14 protein-coding genes are annotated in these 14,208 nt (G+C 72.6%); 6 read left to right on the plus strand and 8 right to left on the minus strand.

What is annotated here, in order from left to right; genetic code table 11:
- Positions 1-187: 187 nt before the first annotated feature.
- On the minus strand, positions 188-916 hold the full coding sequence (locus ABZT74_RS14055; RefSeq protein ID WP_355867007.1) for a glutamine amidotransferase: 729 nt from the start codon (positions 914-916) through the stop codon (positions 188-190).
- Between the two features lie 19 nt (positions 917-935).
- Positions 936-2,174, minus strand: a complete 1,239-nt coding sequence (locus ABZT74_RS14060; RefSeq protein ID WP_355867004.1) for a MurT ligase domain-containing protein — start codon at positions 2,172-2,174, stop codon at positions 936-938.
- Positions 2,175-2,328: 154 nt separating this feature from the next.
- Here ABZT74_RS14060 and def point away from each other — a divergent pair, with 154 nt between their 5' ends.
- Positions 2,329-2,868, plus strand: a complete 540-nt coding sequence (def, locus tag ABZT74_RS14065) for a peptide deformylase (RefSeq protein ID WP_356167825.1) — start codon at positions 2,329-2,331, stop codon at positions 2,866-2,868.
- A gap of 7 nt (positions 2,869-2,875) precedes the next feature.
- On the opposite strand, the gene ABZT74_RS14070 is transcribed toward def, so the two are convergent.
- A complete protein-coding gene (locus tag ABZT74_RS14070; RefSeq protein ID WP_081223108.1) occupies positions 2,876-3,520 on the minus strand; it encodes a TetR family transcriptional regulator in 645 nt (214 codons plus the stop codon).
- Between the two features lie 169 nt (positions 3,521-3,689).
- Here ABZT74_RS14070 and ABZT74_RS14075 point away from each other — a divergent pair, with 169 nt between their 5' ends.
- Positions 3,690-4,916 carry an acyl-CoA dehydrogenase family protein gene (locus tag ABZT74_RS14075; RefSeq protein WP_355866995.1) on the plus strand — a complete coding sequence of 409 codons (1,227 nt, stop codon included), beginning with the start codon at positions 3,690-3,692 and terminating at the stop codon, positions 4,914-4,916.
- A gap of 93 nt (positions 4,917-5,009) precedes the next feature.
- On the opposite strand, the gene ABZT74_RS14080 is transcribed toward ABZT74_RS14075, so the two are convergent.
- From ABZT74_RS14080 to ABZT74_RS14100, 5 genes are all read right to left on the minus strand, one after another.
- Positions 5,010-5,249: a DUF6213 family protein gene (locus ABZT74_RS14080; RefSeq protein ID WP_356434885.1), complete on the minus strand. Its 240-nt coding sequence runs from the start codon at positions 5,247-5,249 to the stop codon at positions 5,010-5,012.
- 25 nt (positions 5,250-5,274) lie between these two features.
- Entirely contained in the window at positions 5,275-6,666 is a 1,392-nt protein-coding gene (locus ABZT74_RS14085; RefSeq protein ID WP_356434888.1) for an NADP-dependent succinic semialdehyde dehydrogenase, read from the minus strand.
- Positions 6,667-6,775: 109 nt separating this feature from the next.
- Positions 6,776-7,249 carry an NUDIX domain-containing protein gene (locus tag ABZT74_RS14090; protein ID WP_356434891.1) on the minus strand — a complete coding sequence of 158 codons (474 nt, stop codon included), beginning with the start codon at positions 7,247-7,249 and terminating at the stop codon, positions 6,776-6,778.
- The gene (locus ABZT74_RS14095) at positions 7,246-8,784 is read right to left on the minus strand and encodes an ATP-dependent DNA ligase (protein WP_356434894.1); all 1,539 of its coding nucleotides are present in this window, start codon (positions 8,782-8,784) and stop codon (positions 7,246-7,248) included. The genes ABZT74_RS14090 and ABZT74_RS14095 overlap by 4 nt, the downstream gene beginning before the upstream one ends.
- Before the next feature lie 98 nt (positions 8,785-8,882).
- Positions 8,883-9,827, minus strand: a complete 945-nt coding sequence (locus tag ABZT74_RS14100) for an NAD(P)/FAD-dependent oxidoreductase (RefSeq protein WP_356434897.1) — start codon at positions 9,825-9,827, stop codon at positions 8,883-8,885.
- Between the two features lie 76 nt (positions 9,828-9,903).
- Between ABZT74_RS14100 and ABZT74_RS14105 the strand changes: the two genes are divergently transcribed.
- The 4 genes from ABZT74_RS14105 to ABZT74_RS14120 all read left to right on the plus strand — a co-directional run bounded on the left by ABZT74_RS14105 (position 9,904) and on the right by ABZT74_RS14120 (position 13,951).
- On the plus strand, positions 9,904-10,548 hold the full coding sequence (locus ABZT74_RS14105) for an XRE family transcriptional regulator (protein ID WP_355866978.1): 645 nt from the start codon (positions 9,904-9,906) through the stop codon (positions 10,546-10,548).
- 123 nt (positions 10,549-10,671) lie between these two features.
- Complete coding sequence (locus tag ABZT74_RS14110; RefSeq protein WP_356434900.1) at positions 10,672-11,649, plus strand: NADPH:quinone oxidoreductase family protein; 978 nt, start codon at positions 10,672-10,674, stop codon at positions 11,647-11,649.
- Entirely contained in the window at positions 11,646-12,848 is a 1,203-nt protein-coding gene (locus tag ABZT74_RS14115) for an acyl-CoA dehydrogenase family protein (protein ID WP_356434903.1), read from the plus strand. The genes ABZT74_RS14110 and ABZT74_RS14115 overlap by 4 nt, the downstream gene beginning before the upstream one ends.
- Entirely contained in the window at positions 12,845-13,951 is a 1,107-nt protein-coding gene (locus tag ABZT74_RS14120; RefSeq protein ID WP_356167846.1) for an acyl-CoA dehydrogenase family protein, read from the plus strand. The genes ABZT74_RS14115 and ABZT74_RS14120 overlap by 4 nt, the downstream gene beginning before the upstream one ends.
- Positions 13,952-14,208: the final 257 nt, after the last annotated feature.

The following is a 14,208-nucleotide window of genomic DNA, read 5'->3' on the forward strand; positions in this document are numbered from 1 at the left end:
GAGGCGTCACCTGCTGCGATCGTGGCGGCGGAAATCCCCGCGACACCCCGCCGACAGGCGCCTAGCGTGGCCCCATGACCCCGCACGACACCCCCCCCCCCCCCCCCCCCCCCCCCGCCCGCCCCCCCCCCCCCCCCCCGCCCCCCGCCCCCCCCCCCCCGGCCCGCCGTGCGGCGGGCCGGTGTGCCTAGGCCGGCTGGGTGGCCGCGGCGATGCGCTCGGAGCGCAGCGCCTCGTACCAGCGGTCGTCGATCGGCGGCAGCGCGTTCACGTCGAGCGCCAGCTTGAGCAGCAGGTCGGCGATCAGCGGATTGCGCGCGAGGACGGGCCCGTGCATGTACGTACCGAACACGGTGTCGTTGTACGCGCCCTCCGTGCCGTCACCCGTGCCGTTGCCCTTGCCGAGCCGCACGTTCGCGAACGGGCGGGCCGTGGGGCCGAGGTGGGTGACGCCCTGGTGGTTCTCGAAGCCGGTCAGCGGAGGCAGGCCGAGCCGCGGGTCGATGTCCCCGAGGACGTCGCCGACGCACCGTTCGCCCTCGCCCCGCGTGGAGACCACGTCGAGCAGGCCGAGGCCCGGCTCGCGCTGGCCGAGGTCGTTGATGAACTCGTGCCCGAGGATCTGGTACCCGGCGCACACCGAGAAGACGATCGCGCCGTTGCCCACCGCGCGGTGCAGACCGCCGTCGCGGCGCAGCCGCTCGGCCGCGAGCCGCTGCGGCCGGTCCTCGCCGCCGCCGATGAGGTAGATGTCGCCGGAGGTGGGGATCGGCTGGTCGCTGCGCACGTCGAGACGGGCCACGTCGAGGCCGCGCTGGCGGGCCCTGCGCTCCACGACGAGGGCGTTGCCCTGGTCGCCGTAGGTGCTCAGAAGGTCCGGATAGATCCACACCAGACGCAGGCTGTTGTCACTCATTCTCTTCGTCCTCCGTGGCTCAGTTGCCGACACGACGCCTCAAGTCCTGGAAAGCGGTGTAGTTGGCGATGACCTCGATGCGTCCGGGCGGAGCCATCTGCACGGCCTGGTCGAGGTTCTCGCATACCTGGAACTGCTGGTTGGCGACTTCGAGGCGTACGGCGAGGTCCAGCTTGCGGTCGCCGAGGACGAAGATCGGGTGCCCGGTCAGGCGGGTGTAGTCGACGTCCCACAGCCAGGACGTGTCCGTGCCGTCGGCGCCGCGCGCGTTCACCGACAGGATGACCGGGGTCGGCGGCGGGTCGATCAGGGAGAACGTCTCCAGCCAGCCCGCCGGGTTCTTGGCGAGCAGCAGACGCAGGTCGCGCTGCATGAACTGCACCACGTCGTAGCGTCCGGCGACGGCCTGCACCTTGTACATGCGCTCCAGGGCGACCTGCGGCGGCACCCCGAAGACGGCGGCCACGGCGGCCGACGAGGCGGCGTTCGCCTTGTTGGCGCGGCCCGGCAGCTGGAGGTGGATCGGCCAGGCGGAGCCGTGCGGGTCGAGCACGTGGTCCCCGGACAGGGCCCAGGTCGGCGTCGGCCGGCGGAAACCGCAGTCCCCGCAGAACCAGTCGTCGCCGGGGCGCTGCATCACACCGCCGCAGGACGGGCAGGACCAGGCGTCGTCCTTCCACATCTGACCGGCCGCCACCCACATGACGTTCGGGGAGGAGGACGCGGCCCAGACGACGAGCGGGTCGTCCGCGTTGGCGACCACGACGGCCTTCGAACCGGCGAGACCCTCACGCCAGTGCTCGGCCATCATCCGGGTCTCGGCGGCCCGGTCGAGCTGGTCGCGCGAGAGGTTCAGCAGCGCGATGCACTTCGGGTCCGTGTCCCGGGCCACGCCCGAGAGGTACTTCTCGTCGACCTCGATGACCGCGAACTTGGAGTCCGAACCCCCGGCCAGCGCCGAGGTGATGCCCGCGGGCATGTTGGCGCCGAGCGCGTTGGACACGACCGGGCCCGCGGCGCCGAGTGCCTCCGCGATCAGCCGGGTCGTCGTGGTCTTTCCGTTGGTCGCCGACACCAGGATCACGTCCAGGTGGGTGGCCAGCCTCGCCAGCAGGTCGGGGTCGAGCTTGAGAGCCACCCGGCCGCCGATCACCGATCCGCTGCCGCGTCCGGCGGCTCGCGAGACGGCCGCCGCCGCCTTGCCCGCCGTCACGGCCAGCTTGGCCCGCGGCGTCAGCGGGTCCGAGTTGCCTGACATCGTTTCTCGATCCTCCTTGCGTACGCGCCGCGCCCCTGCCCCCGGCACCGTGTGGGCCTCAGCCTATCGAGATCCACTCACGTGCCCGAATCGCGGCACCACCTGGGTGCCCGCGCGACATGCGCGCGCCTCCCAGGACCGTACCCTTGCCGCCATGCGACAGAGTTCCATCCCGGGCACCCGCGGGCGCGTCCGGCCCCTCTCCCTGCTCGGCGACCCCGTCCTGCGCACGGCGTGCGCGGAGGTCACCGACTTCGGTCCCCAACTCGCTTCCCTCGTCGAGGACATGTTCGCGACGATGTACGCGGCCGAGGGTGTCGGCCTCGCCGCGAACCAGATCGGCGTGGGACTCCGGGTCTTCGTATACGACTGTCCCGACGACGACGATGTCCGCCATGTCGGGTATGTGGTGAACCCTCGGCTCGTCGCGTCGGACGGTGTGGTCCTGCGCGGGCCCGAGGGCTGTCTCTCGCTGCCGGGTCTGGAGGCGGGTACCGAGCGGTTCGACCGCGCCGTCGTCGAGGGGGTCACCGTCACCGGGGAGCCCGTGACCGTCGAGGGCGCCGGCTGGTTCGCCCGCTGTCTCCAGCACGAGTGCGACCACCTCGACGGCCTGGTGTACGCCGACCGGCTCACCGGATGGCGCAGGAAGCGGATCCTGCGTCAGGTGGGCCGGGCGTCCTGGAGCGGATGAGGCGAGGTCAGAAGCCGGGGCCGCCCACGCGGTCGCCCGCCGCGGCGAGCCGGCCCCAGAGCAGGTCGGCCAGGCTGCGCACCAACTCGGCTCGGGTGCAGGGTCGTTCGCCGAGCCACCAGTCGCCGGCCGCGTGCATCATGCCGACGATCCCGTGGCCCCAGACCCGCGCGAGCTGCTGGCTGCCCGGACCGAGGTCCACGCGTTCCTCGATGACCTCGGCCAGTTCCTCGCCCATGCGGCGCAGCACCGGCGCGGAGTACTTGCCGACGTCGAAGCCCGGGTCGCCCGGCTGGCCGCCCTCCGACGGATGCATGAGGAAGCGGTACACCTGGGGGCGGGCCTCGATGGCGGCCAGATAGGTGTCGAGCGTCGCCTCGACGCGCTCACGCCGGCCGGCCGGAGCGTCCAGTGCCGCCCGCAGCGCCCCGAGGAGTGCGTCGGTGTGCCGCTTGGCGAGCGCGGCGTACAGGCCGCCCTTGTCGCCGAAGTGGCGGTACAGGATGGGCTTGGTGATGCCGGCCTCGGCGGCGATGGCGTTCATGGAGGCCCCGGGGCCGTCGCGGAGCACCACTCTGTCGGCGGCCTCCAGCAGCTCGCGCCGGCGGCGGTCCGCGGACCTCTGCTGGTCGGTCCGCTGTGTGGTGTCCATGTGCTCTCCCCACCCGTGGTGATTCGGTGACGCCTGCGCAAACTAACACTGTTCGGCGCACGGGGATCGAACGGGCTACCGAGCCGGACCCGGGAGTTGACTTTTTCTACTGGGCGGTAACAGACTCCAGTTACCGCAAGTAACATATCAGTGCAGCGCTGGAGGGGACATGGCCGAGTTCACCATGGAGCTCAACGACGAACAGAAGGAGGTCCGGGACTGGCTGCACGGCTTCGCCGCCGATGTCATCCGCCCCGCGGCCGCCGAATGGGACGAGCGCGAAGAGACTCCCTGGCCGGTCATCCAGGAAGCCGCGAAGGTCGGCATCTACTCCCTCGACTTCTACGCCCAGCAGTACTTCGACCCGACCGGACTCGGCATCCCCATGGCGATGGAGGAGCTCTTCTGGGGCGACGCGGGTATCGCCCTGTCCATCGTCGGCACCGGCCTCGCCGCCGTGGGCGTCCTCGCCAACGGCACCGAGGAGCAGATCGGCACCTGGATCCCCCAGATGTACGGCGACGCCAACGATGTCAAGGTCGCGGCCTTCTGCTCCTCCGAGCCCGACGCCGGCTCCGACGTCGCCTCGCTGCGCACCCGCGCCGTCTACGACGAGGCCAAGGACGAGTGGGTCCTGAACGGCACGAAGACCTGGGCGACCAACGGCGGTATCGCCAACGTCCACGTCGTGGTCGCGGCTGTCGACCCCGAGCTCGGTTCCAAGGGCCACGCCTCCTTCATCGTGCCGCCCGGCACCGCCGGTCTCTCCCAGGGGCAGAAGTTCAAGAAGCACGGCATCCGCGCCTCGCACACCGCTGAGGTCGTGCTGGAGAACGTGCGCATCCCCGGCTCCTGCCTGCTCGGCGGCAAGGACAAGCTCGACGAGCGCCTCGCCCGGTCGCGGGAGCGGGCCAAGTCGGGCGGCGAGCGCGTGAAGAACGCAGCCATGGCCACCTTCGAGGCCAGCCGCCCCGCGGTCGGCGCGATGGCCGTCGGCACCGCCCGGGCCGCGTACGAGGTCGCCCTCGACTACGCCAGGACCCGCGAGCAGTTCGGCCGCCCGATCATCGACAACCAGGGCGTCGCCTTCCAGATCGCCGACATGCGCACGTCGATCGACGCCGCGCGGCTGCTGGTGTGGCGGGCGTCCTGGATGGCGATCAACGGCAAGCGGTTCACGGCCGCCGAGGGCTCGATGTCGAAGCTGTTCGCCAGCGAGACGGCGAAGAAGGTCACCGGCCAGGCGATCCAGATCCTCGGGGGCAACGGCTACACCCGTGAGTACCCGGTGGAGCGCATGCACCGTGACGCAGCCATCTACACGATCTTCGAGGGCACGAGCGAGATCCAGCGTCTGGTGATCGCCCGGACGCTGTCGGGCATGCCGATCCGCTAGGCGCAGGCGAGCGGGCCGGTGGCCGGTGCCGGGGCGGTCCGCGGGACGGCGGGCCGGGGCCGGTCCTGGTCTCGCGCCGTCCGCCTCGGCCCCTCAGTCGCCGGTCGTCCCGCTGCTGTGCGCGATGCAGGCGACGTCGATCCGGTCGGCCAGCTTGGCCAGCTCGATGGTGAGCGCGGCCACCGTGTCCTCGTCGAGCCCGTCCTGGCCGGCCTCCACCAGATGCAGCCACCGGCCGCCCACCGTACGCAGCAGCTTGCTGACATCGGCGGCCGCCACCTGCAACGTGCCGCGGTCGTCGACGATCAGGGGGAGGGTCACTTCGCGGTTCACAGTGGGGATCGTAGCTGCGGAACGCTCACGCTCCGTGCCATACGGTGGTGATGTTGCAGAACTCGCGGATTCCGTGCGCCGACAGTTCACGTCCGTAGCCGGACCGCTTCTCCCCGCCGAAGGGGAACGCCGGGTGCGAGGCCGTCATCCCGTTGAAGAAGACACCGCCGGCCTCGATGTCCCGGACGAACCGCTCCACCTCGGCCTCGTCACGCGTCCACACGTTCGAGCTCAGCCCGAACGGGGTGTCGTTGGCGAGGGCGATGGCCTCGTCCAGGTCGGCCGCCCGGTAGAGCGTGGCGACGGGGCCGAACGTCTCCCCCTGGTGGACGCGCATCTCGGGGGTGATGTCGGTCAGCACGGTCGGCGCGTAGTACCAGCCGTCCGGGAACCCGGCGGGGCGTTCGCCGCCGCAGAGCACGGTCGCGCCGTTCTCCACGGCGTCGTCGACGAGCTCCTCCAGGTCGGTGCGGCCCTGCTCGGTCGAGAGCGGTCCCACCTCGGTGTCCTCGTCGAGCGGGTCGCCGACCTTGAGGGCCCGCATCCCCTCGGCGAAGTGCCGCGCGAAGGTGTCGAACACGTCGGTGTGCACGATGAACCGTTTGGCGGCGATGCAGGACTGTCCGTTGTTCTGCACCCGTGCGGTCACGGCGGTCCGCGCGGCGCGCTCGACGTCGGCCGACGGCATCACGACGTACGGGTCGCTGCCGCCCAGCTCCAGCACCGTCTTCTTCACCTCGTCACCGGCCACCGAGGCGACCGCCCGGCCCGCCGGCTCGCTGCCGGTCAGTGTGGCCGCCTTGACGCGCTGGTCGCGCAGGATGTCCTCGACCGCTCCCGAGCCGATGAGCAGCGTCTGGAAGCAGCCCTCGGGGAAGCCCGCCCTGCGGAACAGGTCCTCCAGGTAGAGCGCGGTCTGCGGCACGTTCGAGGCGTGCTTGAGCAGGCCCACGTTCCCGGCCATCAGCGCGGGCGCGGCGAACCGGACCACCTGCCACAGCGGGAAGTTCCACGGCATCACCGCGAGCACCGTGCCGATCGGCCGGTAGCGCACGAGGACGCGGGAGGCGCCGGAGTCCTTCGCGTCCGCCGCGTCCGGGTGCTCGTCGGCGAGCAGGCCCTCGGCGCGGTCGGCGTACCAGCGCATCGCCTTCGCGCACTTGGCGGCCTCCGCGCGGGCCTGCTTGACGGGCTTGCCCATCTCGACCGTCATCACCCGGCCGATCTCGTCCTGGTCCTGCTCCAGGAGGTCGGCGGCCCGGTGCATGAGCCGTGCCCGCTCGGCGAACGAGGTCGTGCGGTACGTACGGAACGTGGCCTCGGCGGCGGCGAGCCTGCGCTCGATCTCCTCGGCGCCGAGCGCGTCGTACGTCTTGAGCGTCTCGCCGTTCGCCGGGTTCACCGTCGCGATGGCCATGGGCCGACCTCCTGAGAGCGGGCTGTTGTTCGACCCTCCCGCGCGGCGGGGTCCGCCGCAACGCGGAGGGCTGCTGGGCGAGCCGGCGCACGTGGCCGAACGCCGGCTCTCAGGCCGAGTGCTCCATCAGGCGGTCGAGAAACGTGGACTGGGCCGGCACGATCAGCGTCCGGGCGCGGTCCGGGGTCATCCACTCCACCCGGTCCAGTTCGGGAAACTCCTGGTGACGGCCCGATCTCGGCGGCCACTCCAGGGTGAAGGTGCCGGGGACCATCGTGGCCGGATCGAGGTCCGCCTCGATCGCCCAGGCCGTGACGACCTTGCCGTTCGTCTGGGTGACCTCACCGAGTGTGACGGCCTCGCCGTCGGGGGGCGGCAGCCCGAGCTCCTCGCGGAACTCGCGGTGGGCCGCGTCCCAGGCGGTCTCGTCGGGCTCGTACTCGCCCTTGGGGACCGTCCAGGCCCCGGCGTCCTTCCGCGCGAAGAAGGGGCCGCCCATATGGCCGAGGAGGACCTCGAGGCCGTGACCGGTGCGCCGGAACAGCAGCAGTCCCGCGCTCCGCTTGACCCTCTTGGCGCTCATGCCGTCACCTCGGGGTGGGCGGCGAGCAGGGTCTCGACCGTGTCGGCCTCGGCCGGCCGCTTGTCCTCGCGGTAGCGGACCACCCGGGCGAAGCGCAGGGTGACGCCGGCCGGATACCGCGTGGACCGCTGCAGACCGTCGTAGGCGATCTCCACGACCAGTTCGGGCCGTACGGTCACCACGTGTCCGTCGTCCTCGACCGCCAGTTCCCGCAGCCGTCCGGTCTGCCAGGTGAGCATCGCGTCGGTCATGCCCTTGAACGTCTTGCCGAGCATGGCGAAGGAGCCGTCGCCGGTGCGGGCGCCCAGGTGCAGGTTGGAGAGTTTGCCGGTGCGCCGGCCGTGTCCCCACTCGGCCGCCAGGACCACCAGGTCGAGGGTGTGCACCGGCTTGACCTTCAGCCAGGAGGCACCGCGCCGGCCCGCGCTGTAGGGGGCGTCGAGCGCCTTCACCACGACGCCCTCGTGGCCGCGCGCCAGCGAGTCGGCGAGGAACCGCTCGGCGTCGTCGGCGTCCTCCGGTCCCGCCGCCAGTGTGCGCCTGACCCGCATCGGCTCGGGCACGAGACGGGCCAGCTCCGTGTGCCGCTCCGCGAACGGGAGATCGAGCAGGTCCTGCCCGTCGACCGAGAGGGCGTCGAAGAAGACGGGGGAGACGGGCACGGCCTTCGCGGCCGTCGCCACGTCCACGCGGGAGCCCACGCGCCCCGCCGTCTCCTGGAAGGAGCGCGGCCGGCCCCGCTCGTCCAGCGCGATCACCTCGCCGTCCAGGATGAACCGTTCTCCGCGCAACTCCCTCGCGATGACGGTCAGTTCGGGAAGGCGGTCGGTGATGTCGTCGAGGGTGCGGGTGTAGACGCGCACCTCCTCGCCGTCGCGGTGCACCTGTACCCGGATGCCGTCGAGCTTCTCCTCCACCGCGCAGGCGCCGAGCTTGCCGACCGCCTCGGACACCGACGCGGCGCTGTGCGCCAGCATCGGGAGCACCGGCCGGCCGACCGTGAGCCGGAACCCCGACAGCGCCGGTGGACCCTCGGCCAGCAGCGCCCGCGCCACCGTCCGGAGGGAACCGGCGAGCATCACCGCCCGCCGTACGTCCCCGGCGGGTGCGCCGGTCGCCTGGGCGAGCCCCTCCACGGCCAGCGCGTCCAGGGCGCCCTGGCGCACCTCCCCGGTGAGCAGCCCGAACAGGAAGCGCTGCTCCTCCTCGGTGGCCGCTCCCATCAACTCGCCTACCAACCGGGCCCGTTCGGCCTGTGAGCCGGTGCCGGACACCTGACCGAGAGCGGTGAGCCGGGCGTCCACCTCGCGCACGGTGAGGGTGGGCCCGGCGGCGGGTGGGACCCGGTCGCTCAGCACCTTCCAGCCGATACCGAGCCGGCCCTGCGGCAGCCGGCCCGCCAGATAGGGGATCACGATCGGCACGTCGTCCGGCTCGGCGTCCCGGAACAGCTCCGCGAGCAGAGCGGTCTTCCGGGACCGCGCCGAGGTGGCGGCGACCTCCTGGGACACATGGGCGAGCCGGCTCAGCAGCATGCAGCCATGGTGCTACGCGGACGCCGGGTTCACACCCGTACGGGCCGGCCGGTGGTCGTACGGTGCCGTGGCCGGGAGCGGTCCGCGGGGCCGCGTCCCTACCGCCGTCCCCGTGCCGCGGCCGCGTCGAGGTCGGTGAAGAGCAGCTCGCCGTTGAGGGTGGCCGCCGCCCGGTAGCCGGCGCTCGCCGCGTTCACGACCTGCTCGGCGAAGCCGGCCGCGTTGCCCGCCGCCCAGACGCCGGGCACGCTCGTCAGCCCGGTCGGGTCGATCGCCGGGTAGGAACCGAACGGGGTCTCGGTCAGCTCGGCGCCCAGCCGTTCGAGCAGACCGGTCTGCGGCACGGCCCGGGGCGCCACGAACAGCACCGAGCGCGCGTGCGTGGACCCGTCCGCGAGACGGACACCGGTGAGCCGGTCGGCGTCCACCACGAGCTCCGCGACCTCGCCGGGCACCACGGGGACCCCCGCGGCGGCCAGGCGGCGCAGATCCTCGTCGGCGAGCTCGTTTTCGGCGACCGTGTGCAGGAACAGCGTGACGTCCTTCGACCACTGGGACACCATCAGTGCCTGGTGCACGCTCATCGGCGTCGTGGCCAGCACGCCGAAGGCCTCGTCGCGGACCTCCCAGCCGTGGCAGTACGGGCAGTGCAGCACATCGCGTCCGAAGCGCTCGGCGACGCCGGGCACCGCGGGCAGCTCGTCGACCAGGCCCGTGGTGACGATCAGCCGACGCGCGTGGACGGTGCGCCCGGCCCCGAGCGTCACCTCGAACTCCCCGGCGCCGTCGCGGGCCACGTCCACCGCCCGGTCGCGGACGATCTCCACCCCGTAGCCCTCGACCTCCCGGCGGCCCTCGGCGAGGAACGCGGCCGGCGCCATGCCGTCCCGGGTCAGATACCCCTGCAGGTGCGCGGCGGGCGCGTTGCGCGGCTCGCCCGCGTCGACGACGAGGGTGCGGCGCCGCGCCCGGCCGAGGACCAGCGCCGCGGACAGTCCTGCCGTGCCGCCGCCGACGACGACCACTTCGTATGTCTCGGTCATGGTGACCACCTCCACCCCGAACGTCGCCGATGCCCACCGGATTGACAAATGGCTTTGCCGATTCTGCAATATGGGGATGAGCGAGGAGACGCACGCGGACGGGAACGGGGCGGGCCTGCCGGGAGTGACCGGGGACGCCGGCACGGACGAGGTGCTGGCCGAGGTGGGTCCCCGGCTGCGCCGGATCCGCAAGGACCGCGGGGCGACGCTGGCCGGACTGTCCGAGGCGACCGGCATCTCGGTGAGCACGCTGTCGCGGCTGGAGTCGGGGCTGCGCAAGCCCAGCCTGGAGCTGCTGCTGCCCATCGCGCGGGCGCACCAGGTCCCGCTCGACGAACTGGTCGGCGCCCCGCGGGTCGGCGACCCCCGGGTGCGGGCCGAGCCCATCGTGCGGGGCGGCCGCACGCACTGGCCGCTGAGCCGCCAGCCCGGCGGCCTCCAGGCGTACAAGGTGCTCGAACCGCAGCGGTCCATGGCCCCGGACCCGCGGACCCACGAGGGCTACGAGTGGCTGTACGTGATGTCCGGGCGGCTGCGCCTGGTGCTCGGCGAGCACGACGTGGTGCTCGGGCCCGGGGAGGCGGCGGAGTTCGACACGCGGGTGCCGCACTGGTTCGGGTCGACGGGGGAGGGGCCCGTCGAGTTCCTGAGCCTGTTCGGGCCGCAGGGCGAGCGAATGCACCTGCGGGCCCGGCCGAAGGTGCGCGGTCAGGAGATCTGACGGCCGGGGCGGCTCCACCGGGCGTGGTGAAGATGACGGGCGCCCCCTGTTCCCAGGTGGGCAAGCGACCGCTTAGTATGCGATCGACCCCGGTCAGACGACGCAGTCCCCTGGAGGCCCCGCATGCAGGCATGGCAAGTGCACCAGAACGGCGAGCCCGCGGAGGCGATGCGCCTCCAGGAGGTGGACCGGCCGACGCCCGGTGACGGCCAGGTCCTGCTCACGGTCCGCGCCGCCAACATCAACTTCCCGGACGCGCTGATGTGCCGCGGCCAGTACCAGGTCAAGCCGCCGCTGCCGTTCACGCCCGGCGTGGAGATCTGTGGCGAGACCGAGGACGGACGCCGGGTGATCGCCACCCCCGTCCTGCCCCACGGCGGATTCGCCGAGTACGCGGTCGCCGACGCCGCGGCCCTGCTGCCGGCCCCCGACGCCCTGGACGACGCCGAGGCCGCCGCCCTGCACATCGGCTACCAGACGGGCTGGTTCGGCCTGCATCGCCGCGCCCGTCTGGAAGCCGGCGAGACGCTGCTCGTCCACGCCGCCGCCGGCGGGGTCGGCAGCGCGGCCGTACAACTCGGCAAGGCGGCCGGCGCGACCGTCATCGGCGTCGTGGGCGGCGCCGACAAGGTCGCGGTGGCACGGGAACTGGGCTGCGACGTCGTCATCGACCGGCGCGCCGAGAACGTCATCGGCGCGGTCAAGGAGGCGACCGGCGGACGCGGCGCGGACGTGATCTACGACCCGGTCGGCGGCGACGCCTACACCCAGTCCACCAAGGTCGTCGCCTTCGAGGGCCGGATCGTGGTCGTCGGCTTCGCGAGCGGCACCATCCCGAGCGCGGCCCTCAACCACGCCCTCGTGAAGAACTACGCGATCCTCGGCCTGCACTGGGGCCTGTACAACACCAAGAACCCGAAGCTCGTCCAGCGCTGCCACGAACAGCTCACCGAGCTGGCCGCGCGCGGCGCGATCAAGCCGCTGGTGAGCGAGCGGGTACCGCTGAGCGGGGCCGCGGCCGCCGTGCAGCGGGTCGCCGACGGGGTCACCACCGGGCGGATCGCCGTGGTGCCCGCACTGGAGAACGGAGCGGCCGCATGACCGACGCAGCCGAACTGCGCCGCCGCACCCAGAAGTTGCTGGTCGCGCACCCGCCCGCCGAAACCGATCGCCTCGACTTCCTCGCGGCACGCTTCGACGCCGGACTCGCCTGGGTGCACTACCCGCAGGGCCTCGGCGGACTCGACGCACCGCGCCGCCTCCAGGCCGTCGTGGACGCCGAACTGGCCGCCGCGGGCGCGCCCGACAACGACCCCCGGCGCATCGGCATCGGCCTCGGCATGGCCGCGCCGACGATCCTCGGCTTCGGCACCGAGGAGCAGAAGCGGCGCTTCCTGCGCCCCCTGTGGGTCGGCGAGGAGGTGTGGTGCCAGCTCTTCAGCGAGCCCGGCGCCGGCTCGGACCTCGCCGCGCTCGGCACCCGCGCCGTCCGCACCGACGGTGACGCGCCGGAGGGCGGCGGCGACTGGGTGATCAACGGACAGAAGGTGTGGACGTCCAGCGCCCACGTCGCCCGCTGGGCCATCCTCATCGCCCGCACCGACCCGGACGTCCCCAAGCACCGGGGCATCACGTACTTCATCTGCGACATGAGCGACCCCGGCGTCGAGGTACGGCCGCTGCGCCAGATCACCGGCGAGGCCGAGTTCAACGAGGTCTTCCTCACCGACGTCCGCATCCCCGACGCGCACCGTCTCGGCGAGGTCGGCGACGGCTGGCGGGTCGCCCAGACCACCCTGATGAACGAGCGCGTGTCCATCGGCGGCATGCGCATCCCGCGCGAGGGCGGCATGATCGGCCCGGTCTCGAAGACCTGGCGCGAGCGGCCCGAGCTGCGTACCCACGACACGCACCAGCGCCTCCTGAAGCTCTGGGTCGAGGCCGAGGTCGCCCGGCTCTCCGGTGAACGCCTGCGCCAGCAGCTCGCCCAGGGCCAGCCCGGCCACGAGGGATCCGGCATGAAGCTCGGCTTCGCCCGGCTCAACCAGGAGATCAGCGGCCTGGAGGTCGAACTCCTCGGCGAGGAGGGCCTCTTGTACGAGGACTGGACGATGCGCCGACCGGAACTGGTCGACTTCACCGGCCGGGACGCCGGGTACCGCTACCTCCGCTCCAAGGGCAACAGCATCGAGGGCGGGACCAGCGAGGTCCTGCTGAACATCGTCGCCGAACGCGTCCTCGGCCTGCCGTCCGAGCCGCGCACCGACAAGGACGTCGCATGGAAGGACCTCGCCCGATGAGCCAGGTGAGCACCGAACCCGATCTGCTCTACACGGAGGAGGAAGAGGCGCTGCGCGCCGCCGTGCGCGACCTCCTCACCGACCGCTGCGCCGCGGCCGACGTCATCACCCGCGGCGAGTCCGCCACTCCGCACGACCCCGAGCTGTGGAAGGCCCTCGCCGACGGCATGGGGCTCGCCGGACTCCTGGTGCCCGAGGAGCAGGGAGGCCAGGGTGCCACGCACCGTGAGGCCGCCGTGGTCCTGGAGGAACTGGGCCGCGCGGTCGCGCCCGTTCCTTACCTGACGAGCGCCGTCGTCGCCACCGAGGCGCTGCTCGCCTGCACGGGAGCGAGCGCCGCCGAACTGCTCGCCGCGCTCGCCTCGGGCCGTACGGTGGGCGCCCTCGCCGTCCCGCTCAACGCCGGACCCGGCGCCGTCCACCGGACCGTCCGGCTGGAAGGCGGCTCGCTGCACGGCGAGTTGACGGGCGTCGCGGACGCGGCCGCCGCCCATGTCCTGCTCGTGCCTGCCGACGACGGCGGTCTCTACGCCGTCGACGCGGACGCCGTCACCGTCACCCCGCAGGTCTCCCTCGACCCGACCCGGCCGCTCGCCCGGGTCTCGTTCGACAAAGCGCCCGCCCGCCTGCTCACCGACGACGCGCCGAGCGCTGTCCGCCGCGCGCTGCGGGCCGGTGCCGGACTGCTCGCCTCCGAGCAACTCGGCCTCGCCGAATGGTCGTTGACGGAGACGGTCCGCTACCTCAAGGAACGCAAGCAGTTCAACCGGCCGGTGGGCGGCTTCCAGGCGCTCAAGCACCGGCTGGCCCAGGTGTGGCTGGAGGTCGTCAACACCCGCGCCGCGGCCCGGAACGCCGCCGACGCGCTGGCCACCGGCAGCACCGACAGCGACGTCGCGGTCGCCGTCGCCCAGGCGTACGCGGCACCGGCCGCCGTCCACGCGGCGGAGGAGGCACTCCAGTTGCACGGCGGGATCGGCATGACGTGGGAGCACCCGGCGCACCTGTACCTGAAGCGCGCCAAGGCCGACTCGATCGCGTACGGCACGGCGGGCGCCCATCGCGCGGCACTGGCGGAACTGGTGGACCTCCAGGCGCCCTGACCCGACCGAGTACCGGCACCGGGAGTGACCCGGGAGCAGTCCGGAAAGGCCCGCCCCGCCCGGGGCGGGCCTTTCCCGTGCGCCCGACCCGTCCGAGGGAACCGGCCAGGACAGGACGGCCACGAGGCGGCTGACGAGGCGTCACCGGGCGCGCGGTACGCCGTGGAACGCCCGGATCCGGTGAAGTGAACGAACCGCGGCAGTCCGGCCAACTCCCGCGACGGCAGGGTTTCCTGGCCTCTGCCGGACCGCATACT

The sequence above is a fragment of the Streptomyces sp. NPDC005302 genome (genome assembly GCF_040607345.1).
Lineage (GTDB): Bacteria > Actinomycetota > Actinomycetes > Streptomycetales > Streptomycetaceae > Streptomyces.

What these genes read in the sequence shown, in the direction of transcription:
- ABZT74_RS14060 (WP_355867004.1), bottom strand. Translation starts at nt 2,174, where the DNA reads ATGTCAGGCAACTCGGACCCGCTGACGCCGCGGGCCAAGCTGGCCGTG.
- ABZT74_RS14115 (WP_356434903.1), top strand. Translation starts at nt 11,646, where the DNA reads ATGACCGACGCAGCCGAACTGCGCCGCCGCACCCAGAAGTTGCTGGTC.
- ABZT74_RS14110 (WP_356434900.1), top strand. Translation starts at nt 10,672, where the DNA reads ATGCAGGCATGGCAAGTGCACCAGAACGGCGAGCCCGCGGAGGCGATG.
- ABZT74_RS14105 (WP_355866978.1), top strand. Translation starts at nt 9,904, where the DNA reads ATGAGCGAGGAGACGCACGCGGACGGGAACGGGGCGGGCCTGCCGGGA.
- ABZT74_RS14120 (WP_356167846.1), top strand. Translation starts at nt 12,845, where the DNA reads ATGAGCCAGGTGAGCACCGAACCCGATCTGCTCTACACGGAGGAGGAA.
- ABZT74_RS14075 (WP_355866995.1), top strand. Translation starts at nt 3,690, where the DNA reads ATGGCCGAGTTCACCATGGAGCTCAACGACGAACAGAAGGAGGTCCGG.
- def (WP_356167825.1), top strand. Translation starts at nt 2,329, where the DNA reads ATGCGACAGAGTTCCATCCCGGGCACCCGCGGGCGCGTCCGGCCCCTC.
- ABZT74_RS14085 (WP_356434888.1), bottom strand. Translation starts at nt 6,666, where the DNA reads ATGGCCATCGCGACGGTGAACCCGGCGAACGGCGAGACGCTCAAGACG.
- ABZT74_RS14055 (WP_355867007.1), bottom strand. Translation starts at nt 916, where the DNA reads ATGAGTGACAACAGCCTGCGTCTGGTGTGGATCTATCCGGACCTTCTG.
- ABZT74_RS14100 (WP_356434897.1), bottom strand. Translation starts at nt 9,827, where the DNA reads ATGACCGAGACATACGAAGTGGTCGTCGTCGGCGGCGGCACGGCAGGA.
- ABZT74_RS14070 (WP_081223108.1), bottom strand. Translation starts at nt 3,520, where the DNA reads ATGGACACCACACAGCGGACCGACCAGCAGAGGTCCGCGGACCGCCGC.
- ABZT74_RS14090 (WP_356434891.1), bottom strand. Translation starts at nt 7,249, where the DNA reads ATGAGCGCCAAGAGGGTCAAGCGGAGCGCGGGACTGCTGCTGTTCCGG.
- ABZT74_RS14095 (WP_356434894.1), bottom strand. Translation starts at nt 8,784, where the DNA reads ATGCTGCTGAGCCGGCTCGCCCATGTGTCCCAGGAGGTCGCCGCCACC.